The sequence below is a fragment of the Pantoea sp. BAV 3049 genome, assembly GCF_009765445.1.
GTDB lineage: Bacteria > Pseudomonadota > Gammaproteobacteria > Enterobacterales > Enterobacteriaceae > Erwinia.
In genome coordinates, this window is record NZ_WHOY01000031.1 from 2,706,614 (window position 1) to 2,724,750 (window position 18,137).

The 18,137-nt window shown below is 54.5% G+C and carries 16 protein-coding genes and 1 pseudogene; 4 read left to right on the plus strand and 13 right to left on the minus strand.

Features of this window, described 5'->3' with window-relative positions; all coding sequences use genetic code 11:
• Positions 1-152: 152 nt before the first annotated feature.
• Both GSQ70_RS13655 and mfd read left to right on the plus strand, forming a co-directional pair.
• Entirely contained in the window at positions 153-362 is a 210-nt protein-coding gene (locus GSQ70_RS13655; RefSeq protein ID WP_158783046.1) for a hypothetical protein, read from the plus strand.
• 76 nt (positions 363-438) lie between these two features.
• A complete protein-coding gene (gene mfd, locus GSQ70_RS13660; RefSeq protein ID WP_158783047.1) occupies positions 439-3,882 on the plus strand; it encodes a transcription-repair coupling factor in 3,444 nt (1,147 codons plus the stop codon).
• Between the two features lie 193 nt (positions 3,883-4,075).
• Here mfd and GSQ70_RS13665 read toward each other — a convergent pair whose 3' ends face one another.
• Positions 4,076-4,615, minus strand: a complete 540-nt coding sequence (locus GSQ70_RS13665) for a glycine zipper 2TM domain-containing protein (protein ID WP_199257261.1) — start codon at positions 4,613-4,615, stop codon at positions 4,076-4,078.
• Between the two features lie 299 nt (positions 4,616-4,914).
• The gene (locus GSQ70_RS13670) at positions 4,915-6,219 is read right to left on the minus strand and encodes an NAD(P)/FAD-dependent oxidoreductase (protein ID WP_158783049.1); all 1,305 of its coding nucleotides are present in this window, start codon (positions 6,217-6,219) and stop codon (positions 4,915-4,917) included.
• A gap of 614 nt (positions 6,220-6,833) precedes the next feature.
• Here GSQ70_RS13670 and GSQ70_RS13675 point away from each other — a divergent pair.
• Together GSQ70_RS13675 and GSQ70_RS13680 are read left to right on the plus strand one after the other, a co-directional pair.
• Complete coding sequence (locus GSQ70_RS13675) at positions 6,834-7,439, plus strand: carbonic anhydrase (protein WP_158783050.1); 606 nt, start codon at positions 6,834-6,836, stop codon at positions 7,437-7,439.
• A 5-nt stretch (positions 7,440-7,444) separates the two neighbouring features.
• A pseudogene (locus GSQ70_RS13680) lies at positions 7,445-8,886 on the plus strand (SulP family inorganic anion transporter).
• 9 nt (positions 8,887-8,895) lie between these two features.
• Here GSQ70_RS13680 and ycfP read toward each other — a convergent pair.
• The 11 genes from ycfP to mltG all read right to left on the minus strand — a co-directional run bounded on the left by ycfP (position 8,896) and on the right by mltG (position 18,131).
• Positions 8,896-9,438: an alpha/beta hydrolase YcfP gene (gene ycfP / locus GSQ70_RS13685; RefSeq protein WP_158783051.1), complete on the minus strand. Its 543-nt coding sequence runs from the start codon at positions 9,436-9,438 to the stop codon at positions 8,896-8,898.
• Positions 9,439-9,463: 25 nt separating this feature from the next.
• Positions 9,464-10,486 (minus strand): beta-N-acetylhexosaminidase, encoded by a 1,023-nt coding sequence (gene nagZ, locus GSQ70_RS13690; RefSeq protein WP_158783052.1) that lies wholly within the window; start codon positions 10,484-10,486, stop codon positions 9,464-9,466.
• A gap of 10 nt (positions 10,487-10,496) precedes the next feature.
• Entirely contained in the window at positions 10,497-11,366 is an 870-nt protein-coding gene (gene thiK / locus GSQ70_RS13695; RefSeq protein WP_158783053.1) for a thiamine kinase, read from the minus strand.
• Positions 11,326-11,892: a penicillin-binding protein activator LpoB gene (lpoB, locus tag GSQ70_RS13700; protein WP_370521115.1), complete on the minus strand. Its 567-nt coding sequence runs from the start codon at positions 11,890-11,892 to the stop codon at positions 11,326-11,328. The genes thiK and lpoB overlap by 41 nt, the downstream gene beginning before the upstream one ends.
• 44 nt (positions 11,893-11,936) lie before the next feature.
• Entirely contained in the window at positions 11,937-12,305 is a 369-nt protein-coding gene (locus GSQ70_RS13705; protein ID WP_158785312.1) for a YcfL family protein, read from the minus strand.
• A gap of 25 nt (positions 12,306-12,330) precedes the next feature.
• Complete coding sequence (gene hinT / locus GSQ70_RS13710) at positions 12,331-12,681, minus strand: purine nucleoside phosphoramidase (protein WP_158783055.1); 351 nt, start codon at positions 12,679-12,681, stop codon at positions 12,331-12,333.
• Between the two features lie 287 nt (positions 12,682-12,968).
• Positions 12,969-14,402: a PTS glucose transporter subunit IIBC gene (gene ptsG, locus GSQ70_RS13715; RefSeq protein ID WP_158783056.1), complete on the minus strand. Its 1,434-nt coding sequence runs from the start codon at positions 14,400-14,402 to the stop codon at positions 12,969-12,971.
• Positions 14,403-14,696: 294 nt separating this feature from the next.
• Complete coding sequence (locus tag GSQ70_RS13720) at positions 14,697-15,488, minus strand: metal-dependent hydrolase (protein WP_158783057.1); 792 nt, start codon at positions 15,486-15,488, stop codon at positions 14,697-14,699.
• A gap of 18 nt (positions 15,489-15,506) precedes the next feature.
• Positions 15,507-16,493, minus strand: coding sequence for a DNA polymerase III subunit delta' (holB, locus tag GSQ70_RS13725; protein WP_158783058.1), 987 nt, complete (start codon positions 16,491-16,493; stop codon positions 15,507-15,509).
• A complete protein-coding gene (gene tmk / locus GSQ70_RS13730) occupies positions 16,490-17,122 on the minus strand; it encodes a dTMP kinase (RefSeq protein ID WP_158783059.1) in 633 nt (210 codons plus the stop codon). The genes holB and tmk overlap by 4 nt, the downstream gene beginning before the upstream one ends.
• On the minus strand, positions 17,112-18,131 hold the full coding sequence (gene mltG / locus GSQ70_RS13735) for an endolytic transglycosylase MltG (protein WP_158783060.1): 1,020 nt from the start codon (positions 18,129-18,131) through the stop codon (positions 17,112-17,114). The genes tmk and mltG overlap by 11 nt, the downstream gene beginning before the upstream one ends.
• Positions 18,132-18,137 lie beyond the last annotated feature (6 nt).

Sequence of the window (18,137 nt, forward strand, 5' to 3'; positions counted from 1 at the left end):
GCACCGCAGGCGAGTTCATATCGCCCAAAAAAACACCCGTTAATTGCTCAATTGTTCCACAATAATCGGCATAAACTGATATTTACCCCTCTGATATGGAGGTAATACTGTAGTGGTAATAGCGGCTAAGCGTAAGCCCGGGAGTGGTAAAAATGACTAAATATCCTAAAGGCAGTATTGTCAGACACAAAACTGGCGACATCAAAGGGATGATTGTTAACGTCTTTGAACAGGACAGCGCTCCGGCAGGTTACTACGTAAAGTGGGATGACGGTAATCACAGCTACCACGGAGAAAAAGAGCTGATCTGGGCAAACATTGACCGACCCCGGATGCACTACACCCAACAATCACCGAAATAGAGGTATACTCCGGTTAGCCGAAACGGGGATGTCACGTCCCCGCTCTCCTTGTCGTTAAGAGACCGCCTGACTGATTATGCCTGAACAATCCAGATACACCCTGCCCGTTAAAGCAGGAGACCAGCGTCAGCTGGGGCAACTGAGCGGAGCCGCCTGCGCGGTTGAATCCGCTGAAATCGTCGCACGTCACAAGGGTCCGGTAGTGCTGATTGCGCCGGACATGCAAAACGCGCTGCGCCTGCAGGATGAGATTAAGCAGTTTACCGACGAACCGGTTATCAGCCTTGCGGACTGGGAGACGCTGCCGTTCGACAGTTTCTCGCCTCATCAGGAAATTATCTCTTCGCGTCTGTCCACTCTTTACAGCCTGCCAACCCTTGAGCGGGGCGTACTGATCCTGCCGGTGAACACGCTGATGCAGCGCGTCTGTCCGCACAGTTATCTGCACGGTCACGCGCTGGTGATGAAAAAAGGTCAGCGCCTGTCGCGCGATACGCTGCGTACCCAGCTTGAACAAGCTGGTTATCGCCACGTTGACCAGGTGATGGAGCACGGCGAATACGCCACGCGCGGCGCTTTACTGGATCTCTATCCGATGGGCAGTGAGCAGCCATACCGCATTGATTTTTTCGATGACGAAATCGACAGCCTGCGCGTATTCGACGTGGACACCCAGCGAACGCTGGAGGAAGTCGAGGCGATTAATCTGCTTCCCGCGCACGAATTCCCGACCGACAAAGCGGCCATCGAACTGTTTCGTACCCAGTGGCGTGAGCATTTCGATGTGCGGCGCGAAGCGGAACATATCTATCAGCAGGTGAGCAAAGGCACCCTGCCCACCGGCATTGAATACTGGCAGCCGCTGTTTTTTGAAAGCCCTCTGCCTTCTTTGTTCAGCTACCTGCCTGCCAATACGCTGCTGCTGAACACCGGCGATCTGGAAAGCAGTGCCGACCGCTTCTGGCTGGACGTGATGGCGCGCTTCGAAAGTCGGCGTGTCGATCCGATGCGCCCTCTGCTGCCGCCGGAAACGCTGTGGTTACGTACCGATGAACTGTTCAGCGAGCTGAAGCAGTGGCCACGTATTCAGCTGAAAAGCGAACATCTGCCGGAGAAAGCCGCCAATACCAACCTCGGCTACCAGCCTCTGCCGGATCTGGCGGTACAGGCGCAGGCCAAAGCACCGCTGGATGCACTGCGCCGTTTCCTTGAAGAGTTCAGCGGCCCGGTGGTGTTCTCCGTGGAGAGTGAAGGCCGCCGTGAAGCGCTTCAGGAGCTGTTAGCCCGCATCAAGATTGTCCCAAAATCTGTCCACGCGCTGGAAGAAGCAGAAGAGTCAGGCCATTACCTGATTATCGGGGCCAGCGAGCAAGGCTTTATCGACAGCCTGCGCCACCGCGCACTGATTTGTGAAAGTGATTTACTGGGAGAGCGAGTCAGCCGCCGACGTCAGGACAGCCGCCGGACCATCAATCCGGACGTACTTATCCGCAACCTGGCAGAGCTGCATCCCGGCCAGCCAGTGGTGCACCTCGAACACGGTGTCGGCCGCTATATCGGCCTGACCACGCTGGAAACCGGCGGCATCACCGCTGAATATCTGATGCTGGCTTATGCCGGAGATGCCAAGCTCTACGTACCTGTTTCTTCGCTGCATCTGATCAGCCGCTACGCAGGCGGGGCGGATGAAAATGCCCCGCTGCATAAGCTGGGCAGCGATGCCTGGTCACGCGCCCGGCAGAAAGCCGCCGAGAAAGTGCGTGATGTGGCGGCCGAGCTGCTGGATATTTATGCCCAGCGCGCCGCCAAGGCCGGTTTCGCCTTCAAACACGATCGCCAGCAGTATCAGCTGTTCTGCGAAAGTTTTCCGTTTGAAACGACGGCGGACCAGGCGCAGGCGATCAATGCGGTACTCAGCGATATGTGTCAGCCGCTGGCGATGGACCGTCTGGTGTGCGGTGACGTTGGCTTCGGTAAAACTGAAGTGGCGATGCGTGCCGCCTTCCTGGCGGTGGAAAACCACAAGCAGGTTGCCGTACTGGTGCCAACCACCCTGCTGGCCCAGCAACATTACGATAATTTCCGCGACCGTTTTGCCAACTGGCCGGTGCGCATCGAGATGCTTTCCCGCTTCCGTACCGCCAAAGAGCAGGCCCAGATCCTTGAGGAAGCCCGTGAAGGCAAAGTCGATATTCTGATTGGCACGCACAAGCTGCTGCAGAACGAAATCAAATGGCGCGATCTGGGTCTGCTGATCGTCGATGAAGAACACCGCTTCGGCGTGCGTCATAAAGAGCGAATCAAAGCAATGCGCGCCGACGTCGATATTCTGACACTGACCGCCACGCCGATCCCACGTACGCTGAATATGGCGATGAGTGGCATGCGCGATCTGTCCATTATCGCCACGCCACCAGCGCGGCGGCTGGCGGTGAAAACCTTCGTTCGCGAGTTTGATAATCTGGTAGTGCGTGAAGCTATTCTGCGTGAAGTGCTGCGCGGCGGCCAGGTCTACTACCTCTATAACGACGTGGAAAATATCGAAAAGGCCGCGAACCGCCTTACAGAGCTGGTGCCTGAAGCGCGTGTTGCCATCGGCCACGGCCAGATGCGCGAGCGTGACCTGGAACGGGTGATGAATGACTTCCACCATCAGCGTTTTAACGTACTGGTGTGTACCACTATCATCGAAACCGGCATCGATATTCCGACTGCCAATACCATTATTATTGAACGTGCCGACCACTTTGGTCTGGCGCAGCTTCATCAGCTGCGCGGCCGCGTGGGCCGTTCGCATCATCAGGCCTATGCGTGGCTGCTGACCCCGCATCCCAAAGCAATGACCACCGACGCCCATAAACGTCTGGAGGCCATCGCCTCGCTGGAGGATCTGGGCGCTGGTTTTGCTCTTGCCACCCACGATTTGGAAATTCGTGGTGCGGGCGAGCTGCTGGGCGAAGATCAGAGCGGGCAGATGGAAACTATTGGTTTCTCGCTATATATGGAGCTGCTGGAAAACGCGGTGGATGCCCTGAAAGAGGGCCGTGAGCCATCGCTGGAAGACCTGACCAGCAACCAGACCGAAATCGAACTGCGGATGCCATCCCTGCTGCCGGATGATTTTATCCCGGATGTGAACACGCGACTGTCGTTCTACAAGCGGATTGCCAGCGCACAGGAAGAAGGTGAACTGGACGATCTCAAAGTGGAGCTGATTGACCGCTTTGGTCAACTGCCCGATGCCGCCCGCAATCTGCTGGATATTGCCGCGCTGCGCTTAACCGCACGCAAAATTGGCATCCGCCGCGTGGAAGCCAGCGAGAAAGGCGGATTTATCGAGTTCGCCGAGAAGAACAAAGCCGATCCGGGCTGGCTGATTGGCCTGCTGCAGAAAGAACCGCAGCACTGGCGACTGGATGGACCAACGCGACTGAAGTTTATCCGCGATCTGGCGGAGCGGAAGGTGCGAATGAAGTGGGTACGGGACTTTATGGCTCAGGTGCTGGCTAACGCGGCTTGATTTTACTGAGATGTCTGAAGCGAGAGTTACAGGCCAGAGACGGCCTGAGTCGAGCTGCCCTGGACGGCGTTTTTTGCGTCTTTATGAGCGGCCTGAGCCACGTGCCTCCACTGTTTAGTATTTGCGGCGCCTGCACCGTTTTGCGTTGAAAACGTAATGCATAAAAAAAGCGGCTAATCGCCGCTTTTTTTTATCAGGCCTGGTTATTCAGCACCAGCTGACCGTTGCTGTCCAGCGGGATGCGGGTGCCCGGGTCATTATCCATGCGGATTTTGCCCTGCTGGCTACCGATTTTGTAGGTCACATCGTAACCCATCATTTTTTCCTGCTTGTCGTAAACGGTTTTACAACGCTGTTCGGTAGTGGTGTAGGTATCGTTGTTCTGCATCGCGCCCTGCACCTGATTACCGCCGTAACCACCTGCCAGCGCACCGGCTACGGTCGCCACGCTGCGTCCGCGTCCGCCACCAAACTGGTGACCAAGCACGCCACCGGCGACAGCACCCAGCACGGAACCGGCAATGCGGTTTTCATCCTGAACGGGACGGCGATGAGTCAGGGTAATGTTCCGGCACTCCTGACGAGGATTCTTTGTCGTTTCTTTGATTGGAGTAGCTGACAGCACCTGCGCATACTGTGGACTGCGGTCAAACACATTCATGCTCGCTACGGCAGCCACGCCCAGAGCCGCTGCCACACCAATTCCAATACCCGCCAACATTGATTTGTTCACAGGACTACCTCCTGACATTGTTACCGCGCATTTTCGCCTCTGCCGACATCCCGGTGCGGAAGCATCTTACCCGGCGTGCACGACGCGCCGTCTGTTCTGAGTTAAATTTTGCGCATCAGGACCAAATGTGACAATAAGAAAACAGGACGAAATGAATGTTGCCAGACATAAGAGAATGCTTTTAAGAGTGTTCTTAGAAGCGGGCTGCGAGGAGGTTATGAAACGAAAGGCTTATGATAACGACTGCACCATAAGCCTTTTTATTCCAGTTTCTGCGGTACTGATTTGGCTGAATCGATTTAGTGGAGTTTCAACCTTGGGCGGATTACACGGTTAATACTGCCAACCAGCATCATCAGGCCAGTTTTGAAATAGCCATGCAGCGCCACCTGATGCATGCGATACAGTGAGATATAGACGAAACGCGCAATTCGCCCTTCCACCATCATTGAACCTCGCATCAGGTTCCCCATCAGGCTACCTACCGTACTGAAGCGTGAAAGCGACACCAGCGAACCGTGATCCTTATAGACGTAAGGCTTCTGCTTCTCCCCTTTCATCTGTGCCAGAATGTTGCTCAGCACCAGCGAAGCCATCTGGTGAGCAGACTGGGCGCGTGGAGGAACAAAACCACCAGAAGGCAGCGCACAGGAGGCACAGTCACCAATCGCATAGATATCCGCGTCACGGGTGGTCTGCAGCGTGGGTTCAACCACCAGCTGATTAATGCGGTTGGTTTCCAGCCCGGCAATCTCTTTCATAAAGTCCGGTGCTTTGATCCCGGCAGCCCAGACCATCAGGTCGGCTTCGATAAACTCACCGGATTTAGTGTTCAGACCATTTCTGTCCGCGCTGGTGACCATAGTTTGGGTCAGCACGCGCACGCCCAGCTTGGTCAACTCCTGATGCGCAGCGGCGGAGATGCGCGGCGGCAGTGCAGGCAGGATACGCTCGCCGGCCTCCACCAGCGTCACGTTCAGCGCCTGGTTATCCAGTCCTTTATAGCCGTAACTGTGCAACTGTTTCACGGCATTATGCAGCTCGGCAGAAAGTTCCACCCCGGTCGCGCCACCGCCAACAATAGCGATGTTGACCTTTTCCTGAGCACTGTCGCTGGAAGAGAACTTCAGGAACAGGTTAAGCATCTCGTTATGGAAACGACGCGCCTGGTGCGGGTTATCGAGGAAAATACAATGGTCCTTGATACCCGGAGTACCAAAATCGTTCGAGGTACTGCCCAGCGCCATCACCAGCGTGTCGTAAGCCAGCTCGCGCGCGGGTACCAGCAACTCGCCCTGTGCATCACGGATCTCGGCCAGCTGGAGCTTTTTGCCTTCGCGATTGATGTCGGTCAGCGTGCCTAGCTGGAACTGGAAATGGTGATTACGCGCATGAGCCAGATAGCTCAGACCATCGATCCCTTCGTCCAGCGATCCGGTAGCCACTTCATGCAGCAAAGGCTTCCACAGGTGGCTGTGATTGCGATCCACCAGGATGATTTCTGCTTTCTTTTTGCGACCCAACTTATGGCCGAGCTGCGTAGCCAGCTCCAGCCCTCCGGCCCCCCCGCCGACAATCACAATTCTCTTCATTGGTGTAGTCAATTGACCCCCTTAAAAATGTAAACCAATCGTTAATTTAAGGTTAAGGTAATATCCTTAATTAACATAGGGTTGGCGAGTTAATTCGCTATCTGTTGGCAGAATAGCACGGGGAAAATCTTCAGTCCTGTTAAAATTGATCTAAATCAACACCCGCTGTCTTGCTGGTTTGTGACGTTTATTCCCCTCCCCTCACTCAGAAATTGACGAAACGAGTCGCCAGTTCAAACTGTACGTGACAGCTGCAATTACCCGGGAATGAGCTAATTACGCTCACAGGAATAAGGTCTGAACAGATATTAATAGGAAAAAAAAACCTACTTTAGTCCTGATTAACTCTGAAGAGTTCAAAATAAACAACTTAATACAGCCGATAATTAAACAATTCCTCTTAACGAAAACATAAAGGATGGATATTTAAACTCCCCCTGATAATACCCTCTGGTTTTTCTTAAGATTCCCTTAAGATTTCATCTTTAACATCGCCATCACAACAGTCTTACCGATATTTTCACGTACCATATAAAAATCACACTCTTTATTATCAGAATAAAATAACAACTCAGTGGAATATGTCAGCTTTATAAATCAATATTACCTGTAAAAGCGAAAAAATTATGGAAATACTCAATACGCTGCTGGTCCGCAACAGGAGTTGGGCAAAACAGCAAAAAAGACGGAATCCTGAATTTTTTTTAAATCACGTTTCTGGCCAGCAACCACAGGCTTTGTGGATCGGGTGTTCTGACAGCCGGGTTCCGGCCGAAGTCCTGACCTGCGCTCAGCCTGGTGAACTCTTTGTCCATCGCAATATTGCCAATATGGTGCTGGAAGAGGATGATAGCCTGATGAGCGTTCTGGAATATGCGCTGCTCCATCTTCAGGTTACAGCCATTGTTCTTTGCGGGCATTATGGTTGTGGTGGCGTCAAAGCTGCGCTTAAAAAACCGCCCATTTCCTCCGGAGAGAACTCGGCTCTGACACGTCGTTTAGTGCAGTTACATCAGTCATTGCAGGATTACATTAATATTGATCATGAGGATGAAAACACCTCATTTGATCACATTGTTGAATATCATGTTCTCTGTCAGTTTTCACATCTGCTGCAATGTAGTCTGGTCAGGGAAGCATTTATTAAAAAGCAAGATTTGGATATCTATGGCTGTGTTTACGATCTCCATAGTGGGCATTTAAAACAACTCATTCATGAAGGAACGAATTAGTGATAGTGACAATAAAGGATCTACGTAAAGATATTCTTGCCGGAACGGTGGTTTTTTTGGTTGCGCTTCCGCTCAGCCTGGGTATCGCACAGGCCTGCGATCTGCCACCTTTTGTCGGGCTGTTAACCGGCGTCATTGGTGGTCTGGTTGTGACCCTGCTCAGCCCATCGAAATTTGCCGTAAGCGGTCCGGCTGCCGGGCTGGTTACTATCATTACCGGCGCTATGGCAACCCTTGAGTCATTTTCGCTGGTACTGGTCGCAATGGTGCTGGCCGGATTTATGCAGGTCGCGATGGGTATTCTGCGCGCTGGTCGCTGGATCGGTCTTATTCCAGGTTCAGTTATTCAGGGGATGATGGTCGCTATCGGCCTGTTGCTGATCATGCAACAGGCTCCCGTCACAATGAGCATCGAACTCGGCAATAACCAGTCGCTGTTTTCTGCTACTGCGCTCATTGTTGCCCTCGGTGCGCTGCTAATCCTTTATTTATGGCAGACGCCGTTGATTAAACGCAGTAAAGGGATCGGCCTGCTACCCGGTTCTCTGGTTGCCGTTATCTGGGGGAGCATGGTGGTGGTCGCCGGCGACTATCTGATGCCAGAAAACTTTGCCACGCTGGAGCGCATCAGATTGCCGGAACTGGACTCCGCCCGGGAACTGGCCCAGCAGTTTGTCCACCCTGACTTTGCAGGTGCCTGGCACAATCCAGAGGTCTGGTACATTGCACTGACCCTGGCACTGGTCGCCAGCCTTGAAACGCTGCTGAGCCAGGAGGCTCTTAAAAAAATCAGCTTCCTTCCCCTTCACCTGATAAAGAGTTACGTGCTCAGGGGATTGGCAATATGCTGAGCGGTTTTCTGGGCGGTCTGCCCATTACCGCAGTGATCGTCCGCAGTTCGGTCAATGTCAACGCAGGTGCGCAGTCGAAGCTGTCCGTTATCTGGCACGGCATATTGCTGCTGGTTTGTGGTCTGTTCTTTGAGGAGCTGCTGAACACCATCCCTCTGGCCAGTCTGGCTGCGGTATTAATCTTTACCGGCTACAAACTTGCCTCACCTGCGCTGTTTATCAGGCAGTGGCGCAGAGGATTGTCTCAGTTTCTCCCTTTTCTGGTGACCGTTGCGGGTATCATCGCATTTGGCATGCTTGTGGGGCTGGCAGCTGGAGTCCTGGCTCAACTACTCTACAGCACCTGGGGCAGTCATCGCAGTGCTATTCAACTCACTCGTTATGACGACCATTACGTGGTGCGCTTTAATCAGAATCTGACCTTCCTGCACAATCCTCGTTTGCAGCAGCAACTGGATAAAATTCCGGATAACAGTGTGGTTATCGCCGAACATGAGAGTGCAGAATATATCGATCCGGATATCAGGATGACCCTGGCAGACTTCCAGACGGGCGCTGCTGCCCGGGGCATCCGGATTGATCGCTGGCCAATGTAAGTCGCCGGGTCAGCCCAGCGTTTTGAAAGCCTTAATGCGCTGGAGATGGTGGGAAATATTTCTAAATTTATGCCCTTCCACCTCGTCCCAGACGATTTCATAGAACGGATGAAGCGCCGAGACCGATCGCTGGCTGTCCAGCGCTTCATCTTTGCGGGAGAGGATCACCAGGCAACGGTCGCGGTTTTTCTCACGAAAATTGCTGACGCACTTAGTGGCGATATCCACATACTCTTCCGGGCGGTCAATTTTGCCCGGCATGTTCTCTTCCGGCCAGAGATTAGGATTGAAAATCACCTGCCGGATGTCACTGAGAAAACCAATCCGCTCTGCCCAGAAGCCTCCCAGCCCGACGCCACAGATTAGCGGACGATCGTCACCTGCACTGCGCAGGATCTTATCCGTTTCATTGAGCAGGTACTGCATATCGTGTTTCGGATGCAGAGTGCTGTAGCTCAGCAGCCGCACATCCGGATCGATAAATTGCAGCTGGAGCACCTTTTCGTGATTGCCCGGACTGGTTGAATCAAAGCCATGCAGGTAGATGATCATCGCTATCCTCTCAGATGGTTGCCGCTCAGCTGCCCTTCTGCTCAAGCCAGCGCGTCTGCAATGCAGTCAGCGCCTGGTGTACTTCCTTCCAGCGCGGTGAGGCAAGCAGCTGCTGGCGGGTAAATGTCTTTTGATGATACAAGCGGGTAACACGTTCAGCATTGATCGGAGACAGATTATCCAGCACGCTTACCGCGCCCTGGCGGTTGTTGCAGACCAGGATCATATCGCAGCCCGCATCCAGAGAAGCCTGACCACGCTCAGCGTAGCTGCCCATAATCGCCGCGCCTTCCATCGACAGGTCATCCGAGAAGATCACCCCGTCGAAGCCCAGCTCGCTTCTGAGCACCCTTTTCAGCCAGTGGGATGAGCCACTGGCCGGTCGTGAATCCACCTCAGGATAGATAACATGCGCGGGCATAATGGCATCCAGCGCTTGTTCGTCAATCAGCTGCTTAAAGATCTGCATATCATGCTGGCGGATTACCGCCTCGCTGCGGTTATCGCGTGGCGTCTCTTTATGAGAATCCGCACTGACTGCACCATGTCCCGGGAAATGCTTTCCGGTGGTTTTCATCCCGGCGTCGTGCATGCCATTGATAAAATGGCGTGCCATTTGTAGCGCGATAACGGGATCTTCATGGAAGCTGCGCTCGCCAATGGCCGCGCTGCCGTGGCCGATATCCAGCACCGGCGCAAAGCTGATATCAATATCCATGGCGATCATTTCAGAAGCCATCAGCCAGCCTGCCTGCTGTGCCAACGTGGCAGCCTCTGCCTGACTGTTAAGCGCAGAAAACGACTGCATGGCAGGCAGTTGGGTAAACCCTTCACGGAAACGCTGTACACGTCCACCTTCCTGATCCACTGCCACTACCAGGCGATTACGGGAGGCGGCACGGATTTGCCGAACCAGCTCGGCAAGCTGCTCAGGATCGTGATAGTTGCGGGTAAACAGGATCAGACCGCCAACCAGCGGATGCTGTAAAATTTCACGCTCTTCCGCGTCCAGCTCGTAACCGAGCACGTCTAACATTACCGGTCCCACACTTCACCTCTTAATCTGATAACACCCGCTGCCAGGCTTGTTCTGCCAGCGGATAAAATAGCTCTTCATGACTTTTCTGCCAGCGCAGTTCGTACCAGCAGGCAACCAGCAGGTTCAGCCATGGCTGCCAGCGCAGCATCTGCCGCTGGAGCTTCATGACATCCAGCCTCTGCAGGGAAGCGTAATGCTCCGTCATCTCCTGTTGCTGCGCGTCGCTGAGCTGATTACTCAGCGCTATTGCCGCCAGTTCCAGCGCCACATCACCATCGCTGGCATACTCCCAGTCAATCAGCTTCAGGCCGTTACTGCCACGGATGATATTGCCTGCATGAACGTCCATATGCAGCAGAGAGAGTCGCAATGGGCGCGGTTCTCCATGCTTTTGCAGCCACCGCAGCGCCCGCAGCCAGCCACAATGTCGCCTTGCCGGGCGGCTTAGCTGCCAGTACTGCTCCAGCAAACTGAGCACCGACAGACGGTAGCCGCTAAGCTTCTGGCGGTGCAGCGAGGCCACGCATTCCGTCACCGACTCCAGCGCCTGCAGGAATCCGGCATCCGATAAACGTTCACCCGCCTGCCAGCTTAGCAGCAACCAGTTGTCCGCGTAGCCATGCACTTCAGGGGCCAGCCCCGTCCCGTCGAGCTTACGCAAAATATGATATTCGCGGCGGCGATCCACGCCCGGTATGGGCTCCTGCTGACTTTGATAGCGCGCCAGCAATGTTGTCCCTTCCAGCTCAACCTTTCCACTCATCCCGGTCAGTCCGGGCAGCGGAAAAAAAGAACCGGCGGTTTTTGCCGCCGGAAACTGTTGTGCGATGAGCCTGCTTAAGCGGGGATCAATGCTGAACGACACCGTTACCTGACCAGATGATTTCACCGGTCTGCACCAGCATCAGCTGCATCTGCAGCGTCGGAGACTTCACATCGCCCTCAGCATTGCTGTACAGCACGTACTGAGCTCCCACGTAACGGGCCAGGCCAACCGCTTTGCTGCGCGAGCTCAGGCTGTCCTCTGCTGACAGCCCCAGAGTCTGCTTAGCCGTGGCCAACTGATCGGCCGGGACCAGTTTAAACTGGGTGTTATTCTTCAGCGCGTTGTTCAGCGCTGCCGTCGCCTTCGAACGCTGCAGGCTGCCGTTGGTACTGTTTTTGATGCCATCCACCAGTAAAACGCTCCCCGGCGTGACGCCATCGGCTTTCAGCATCTGAGCCACCATCGGGGTGACGCTGGCATCCCAGTTAATGGACTGCATTTTAGGCGGCTGTGGCACCGTTTCCGGCGGCTGCGGCGGTGCCGGAGGAGGAACGGGCTGCGTTGGCTGCGCAGGTTCCACCGGGGCCGGAGGTTGCGGCTGTTGCTGCTGTTTAACGACACAACCACTGAGGATCAGCGCCAGCAGCATAACGCCAGAGAGTTTAGTTATATTCCTTTCCACGCAAGCATCTCCTAAAGATAAAGGTACAGCCGGACTTTACTGGCCGTCAGGTTACCCGTTTGCGATGATATTTCAACTTTGTCGTGAGGCCGAACGCTGACCGTGCGCGGACGTTCGAAGGGCAGGATCTCCAGCCCCTTATCGTCATACCAGTAGAACCGGTAATGCACGGTGACCGCTTTTTCCTGCTGATTGAACAGGACCGAGGAAGCACGCTGTTGCCCGTCATGTTCTGACATCACCGGTTCATCGGTGGTAATTCCCGCCGACAGAACCGAAGACTCCATCACCAGCGATTGCGAAGTATTGATGGTGGTGCGATCGCTGCTGCACCCGCTCAGGAGTGCCAGTAACGTTAAGCCCGTTACGATTGCCCGCATCATAGAGTGTGTCCGCATCAGAGTGTCAGCCAGCCAGCATCGGTCCAAGAGGACGGCCGCCAACCAGATGCAGGTGGATATGATAGACCTCCTGCCCGCCGTGCTGGTTGCAGTTCATGATCAGGCGATAGCCATCTTCTGCAATACCTTCCTGTTTAGCGATTTTTGCTGCCACCACGATCATCCGTCCCAGGGCCGCTTCATGACCGGCTACCGCATCATTGGCTGTAGGGATCAGAATATTGGGGATCACCAGAATGTGGGTCGGGGCTTTGGGAGAGATATCGCGAAACGCGGTAACCAGCTCGTCCTGGTACACAATGTCAGCCGGAATTTCACGGCGGATAATTTTACTGAAAATGGTTTCTTCGGCCATAGTGCTGATCCTGAGGTGGCGAATTAAGTTACCGCAGTATGAGCGAGATATTTGTTTTCTTTCAACCTTCTCGTCACTTTTCTTCTCTTTATCGCCCGGGAGAGCGGAGTTAGCAGCAAAAACTGAGTGGGTAAGTCCTCTCTCAGCCCCGAGTAAAGACTTCAACGACGCTGAGGAAACATGCAGCTCCGCTGCGGATTTGGGATTAACAGACGTGCCCGTTGTCAGGTGCAGGACAAAAAAAAGCCAGCCACCGAAGTGACTGGCGTTGATCCTGATGACATGGCTTACATATTACGAATGTAATCGTCCATATCGGTTTTCAGGTTATCGGATTTGGTGCCGAAGATAGCCTGAACGCCCGAACCAGCAACCACCACGCCAGCAGCGCCCAGTTTTTTCAGTCCGGCCTGGTCAACTTTAGCCACGTCGACCACGCTGACGCGCAAACGGGTGATACAGGCATCAAGGTTAGTGATGTTCTCTTTACCACCAAACGCCGCCACCAGGTTACCGGCCATTTCGTTGGATGAACCGGCAGCCTGCTCTGTGCTGCTATCTTCACGGCCCGGGGTTTTCAGGTTGAATTTGGCAATCACGAAGCGGAACCCGGTGTAGTAAATCAGGCCGTAAATGATACCCACAATCGGGAACAACCAGATTTTGCTGCTGTTGCCGCTCAGCACGATAAAGTCGATCAGACCGTGTGAGAAGCTGGTGCCATTACGCATGCCCAACAGGATACAGATTGGGAAAGCCAGACCGGCCAGCAGGATGTGGATGCCATACAGCACCGGCGCCACAAACATAAATGAGAATTCGATTGGCTCGGTGATACCCGTCAGGAACGAGGTCAGCGCGGCAGAGATCATGATGCCGCCCACTTTCGCACGGTTCTCAGGTTTAGCTGAGTGCCAGATGGCAATGGCAGCAGCGGGCAGACCGTACATTTTGAACAGGAAGCCACCAGACAATTTTCCGGCAGTCGGATCACCCGCCATATAGCGAGGGATATCACCGTGGAACACCTGACCCGCTGCGTTGGTAAATTCACCAATCTGCATCTGGAAAGGAACATTCCAGATATGGTGCAGACCAAACGGTACCAGTGAACGCTCAATCAGGCCGTACAGGCCAAATGCCACCACCGGGTTCTGATAAGCCGCCCACTGTGAGAACTCCTGAATCGCTGTTCCCACCGGAGGCCAGATAAAGGAGAGCACCACACCCACAAAGATAGCGGTGAAGCCGGAAATGATCGGTACAAAACGTTTACCGGCAAAGAAGCCGAGGTATTCCGGCAGCTTGATGCGGTAGAAGCGGTTGAACATGTACGCGGCTATCGAACCGGCAATGATCCCGCCCAGCACGCCGGTATCGGCCAGGTGCTTCGCTTCAATTTCCCCGGCAGGCATATGCAGCACCAGCGGAGCCACCACCGCCATGGTTTTCACCATGATGCCGTATGCCACCACTGCAGCCAGCGCAGACACGCCGTCATTATTGGTGAAACCTAACGCCACGCCGATCGCGAAGATCAGCGGCATGTTGGCAAACACAGAACCGCCCGCCTCGGCCATCACGTGGGAAACCACGGCTGGCAGCCAGCTGAAGTTCGCTGAGCCGACGCCCAGCAAGATACCGGCGATCGGCAGTACCGAAACCGGCAGCATCAGCGATTTACCGACCTTCTGCAGGTTGGCAAAAGCATTTTTGAACATAGTTATGGTGCTCCTGAGTATGAGTGCTTTTTTACGCGCGGTGCGCGTGATAACGGGGGGAGGATCCCGTTATGGTTGGAGCGTTTTGGCGCTCTCAGTATTTATTACGGACTGTAAAATAAATCAGCTTAAATTAGTTTGATGGGTATCACGTTTCACTCAACATCCGCCAGATCCGTAGCTTATCTGTCGACAAATCGCCAGTTTTTGAGCAAAAAAAAACCACACCGCCCAAATTTGGGCGATGCACTTTACGATTTACTTTGATTAATTACGAGCTGAAAAATAAAACCTTTAGTCGGTCAGGCGGGACATCGGCACGTGAAACAGGCGGGAGAAGTTTTCCGTGGTAGCTGCTGCCAGTTGTTCAATGCTGACGCCTTTGACCACCGCCATATACTCAGCAACGTCACGGGCATAGGCGGGCTGGTTTTCTTTACCGCGATGCGGAACCGGTGCCAGATACGGTGAGTCAGTTTCCACCAGCATACGATCCAGAGGCACATAGCGTGCAGCTTCGCGGATAGTTTCAGCATTACGGAAGGTGGCAATACCGGAGAACGAGATGTAAAAGCCCATATCCAGCAGTTTTTCTGCCGTTTCACGGTCTTCAGTAAAGCAGTGCAGCACGCCGCCACACCCTTCAACCTGCTCTTCTTTCAAAATAGCCAGAGTCTCTTCACGAGCGTCGCGCGTGTGCACAATGACCGGTTTGTTCAGATCGCGGCCGATGCGGATATGCTCACGAAAAGAGGCCTGCTGCTGCGCCTTGGTCTCTTTCTGGTAGAAGTAATCAAGGCCTGTTTCACCCATCGCCACCACTCGCTCGTCGGCCGCAAGCTGACGCAGTTCAGCAAAATCGTACGGCTGTTCCTGATTAAGCGGGTGAACGCCACAGGAGTAAGCCACATTGGGACGATCGCCAATCAGTTGAGTCATGGCTTTATAGCCGGGCAGCGTGGTGGCAACTGCCAGCATAAATTTCACTTCACGCGCGGCGGCTTTGGCCAGTACGTCACTGACGTCCTGATGCAGACTTTCATAATTCAGACCATCAAGATGGCAGTGTGAATCCACTAAAAACATAACGACTCTCTAATCAGGTTAACCGGCCAGCGGGGTATGCAGCATCTGCTCCCAGCTCAGCAGCTGGTCGGTCAGTAATAATTCACGGTTAACAGCGACCACATTCAGCCGTACCCGGCAGGATATCCACTGGCGCACGCTCTCATCCAGGGCGCTACCGGGAAGCTGCATCGCCATGTCAGCAATCAGCGCCTGTTGATCGATATTGGCAATAAACTGTCCGCCTCCCTGCTGCCACTTCATGGCATCCACCAGCAGGGCACACAGCCAGCCGGTGCGCTCCAGGACGTCATCGTGATTAAGCACGACCAGCAAGGATAACATATCCCCACGCAGTGCCGTGGGCAGTGCGCGACACAAAGCCTGACGAGCCGCCCAGCTTTTCTCCTCCAGCAGCGATTGCGCCGCCGCCGGTGCGCCGCCACTCAGACGTAACGCGCTCAGTCCGTCCTGCTGTGTCACATTCGCCTGCTTTTGCAGCCAGGCCAGGCTTTGCGCCTCATCCGGCACCGCCAGATGAAAATTCAGGCAGCGGCTGCGAAGGGTCGCCAGTAGTCGTGATGGCTCCTGACAGCTGAGCAAAAACCAGGTGTTTTTCGGCGGCTCTTCCAGCGTTTTTAATAATGCGTTGGCTGCGGCTTCGGTCAGCTGAGCCGCATCGGGCAGCAGGACCACCTTCGCCCCACCCTGTTGCGCGTGATGATAAAGCTTTTCTGTCACGCTGCGCACGGCATCAATCCCGAGTGAGCTTTTGCCCTTTTCCGTTTCCAGTGTATACCAGTCCGGATGGGTATGGGCCTGCATCAGCTGACAGGAGTGGCACTCGCCACAGCTTTTCAGCCCGTCCCTCTGCTGACACATCAGCCAGCGGCTGATCCCCCACATCAGCGAGGCATCACCCATACCGGGCAGCGCCTGCAGCAGCAACGCATGGTGTCCGCGTCCTGCCTGATGCTGACCAATAATCTGGCGATAGGGCTGGTTCAGCCACGGATACCAGATCATTGCTGTGCCTGCAGCCACTGCATCATGGTTTGCCGGATAGCCGCGGTCACCTGCTCTATGGACTGCGTGGCATCGATAGTTTTGATGCGTTCATCCCTGGCGGCCAGTGCCAGATAGCGTTCGCGGGTACGGGTGAAGAAATTCAGTGATTCCAGCTCAATGCGGTCCAGTTCGCCACGGGCTCTGGCACGCTGCAGGCCGATCTCCGGCGTCACGTCCAGATACAGGGTAATATCAGGGGAAAAATCGCCCAGCACGCTTTTCCTGAGCTGATTCATCAGCTCGCTGTCCATACCGCGACCTCCCCCCTGGTAAGCCTGGGAGGAGAGATCGTGACGATCGCCTACCACCCATGCGCCACGCGCAAGAGCTGGTTTGATCACATTTTCAACCAGCTGGACACGTGCGGCATACAACATCAGCAACTCGGCCTTATCAGTGACTTTTTCGCCTTCGATGCCCTGTTTGTGCAGATCGCGCAGCTTCTCTGCCAGCGGCGTGCCGCCCGGCTCACGGGTCAGCACGATATCAGCGATCCCCTGCTCATGCAGCGTGGCAACGATCACATCACGCGCCGTGGTTTTACCCGCACCTTCCAGCCCCTCAATGATGATGAATTTACTGTCCATTTTTTTCCTTCAGCGCCAGGCGCCATGCCTGTACCGCTTTATTATGGCTGGCGAGATTAGTGGTGAACGTGTGCCCGCCTTTGCCATCGGCCACGAAATAGAGAAAATCTGTTTTAACCGGCTGTGCTGCAGCTTCCAGTGAGGCCTTACCCGGCATCGCTATCGGCCCGGGCGGCATCCCCGCAATCAGGTAGGTGTTATAAGGGGTCGGCGTCTCAAGATCCTTGCGTGTCAGCGTGCCATTGTAGCTGTCGCCCATGCCGTAGATCACCGTAGGATCGGTTTGCAGGCGCATGCCAAGCCGCAAGCGATTGATAAATACCGAGGCAACCTTGCTGCGCTCATCACTGAGCGCGGTCTCTTTCTCGACGATTGATGCCATGGTTACCATATCGTTCTTGTTCTGATATGGCAGGCCTTCCATTTTATTCTGCCACAGCGTATCGACCAGTTTTGTCATCCGCTCATGGGCGCGCTTCAGGATCGCCACATCGGGAGTGTTGGCAGTGTAAGAGTAAGTATCGGGATAGAACCAGCCCTCAACATCCTGCTCCTGCAGCTTCAGCGCAGTGGCCACCGTCGCCAGCTTATCATCGGTCAACGTGTGTTTGATGTAGGGGGAGGCACGCAGTTCGGTCAGCCATTCCTGCATCTTTGTGCCTTCCACAAAGCGTACCGGAAACTGCGCCTCTTTGCCGCTGGCCAGCAGTTCCAGCATCTGTCGCACGGTCATGCCCTGGTTAAAACGATAGGTACCCGCCTTGAACTTCGCCAGCTCCGGTTCCAGCTTCAGCAGCCAGCCGAACCAGATGGTTTTCGGCACGATTTTCTGCCGGTTAAGTTCGGCTTCCAGCACAACCCGGCCGGAACCGGCGGGCAGCGTAAAGATAGTTTCTTTCTCAATGGATAACGGCACAGCAGCAAACTGTTTAATCTGCCAGTAGCTGAAGGCTATGCCCGCCACAATAAGGACGACAATCCCGGTGAAAACTTTTCTTTTTGCTGTCATAAAAAA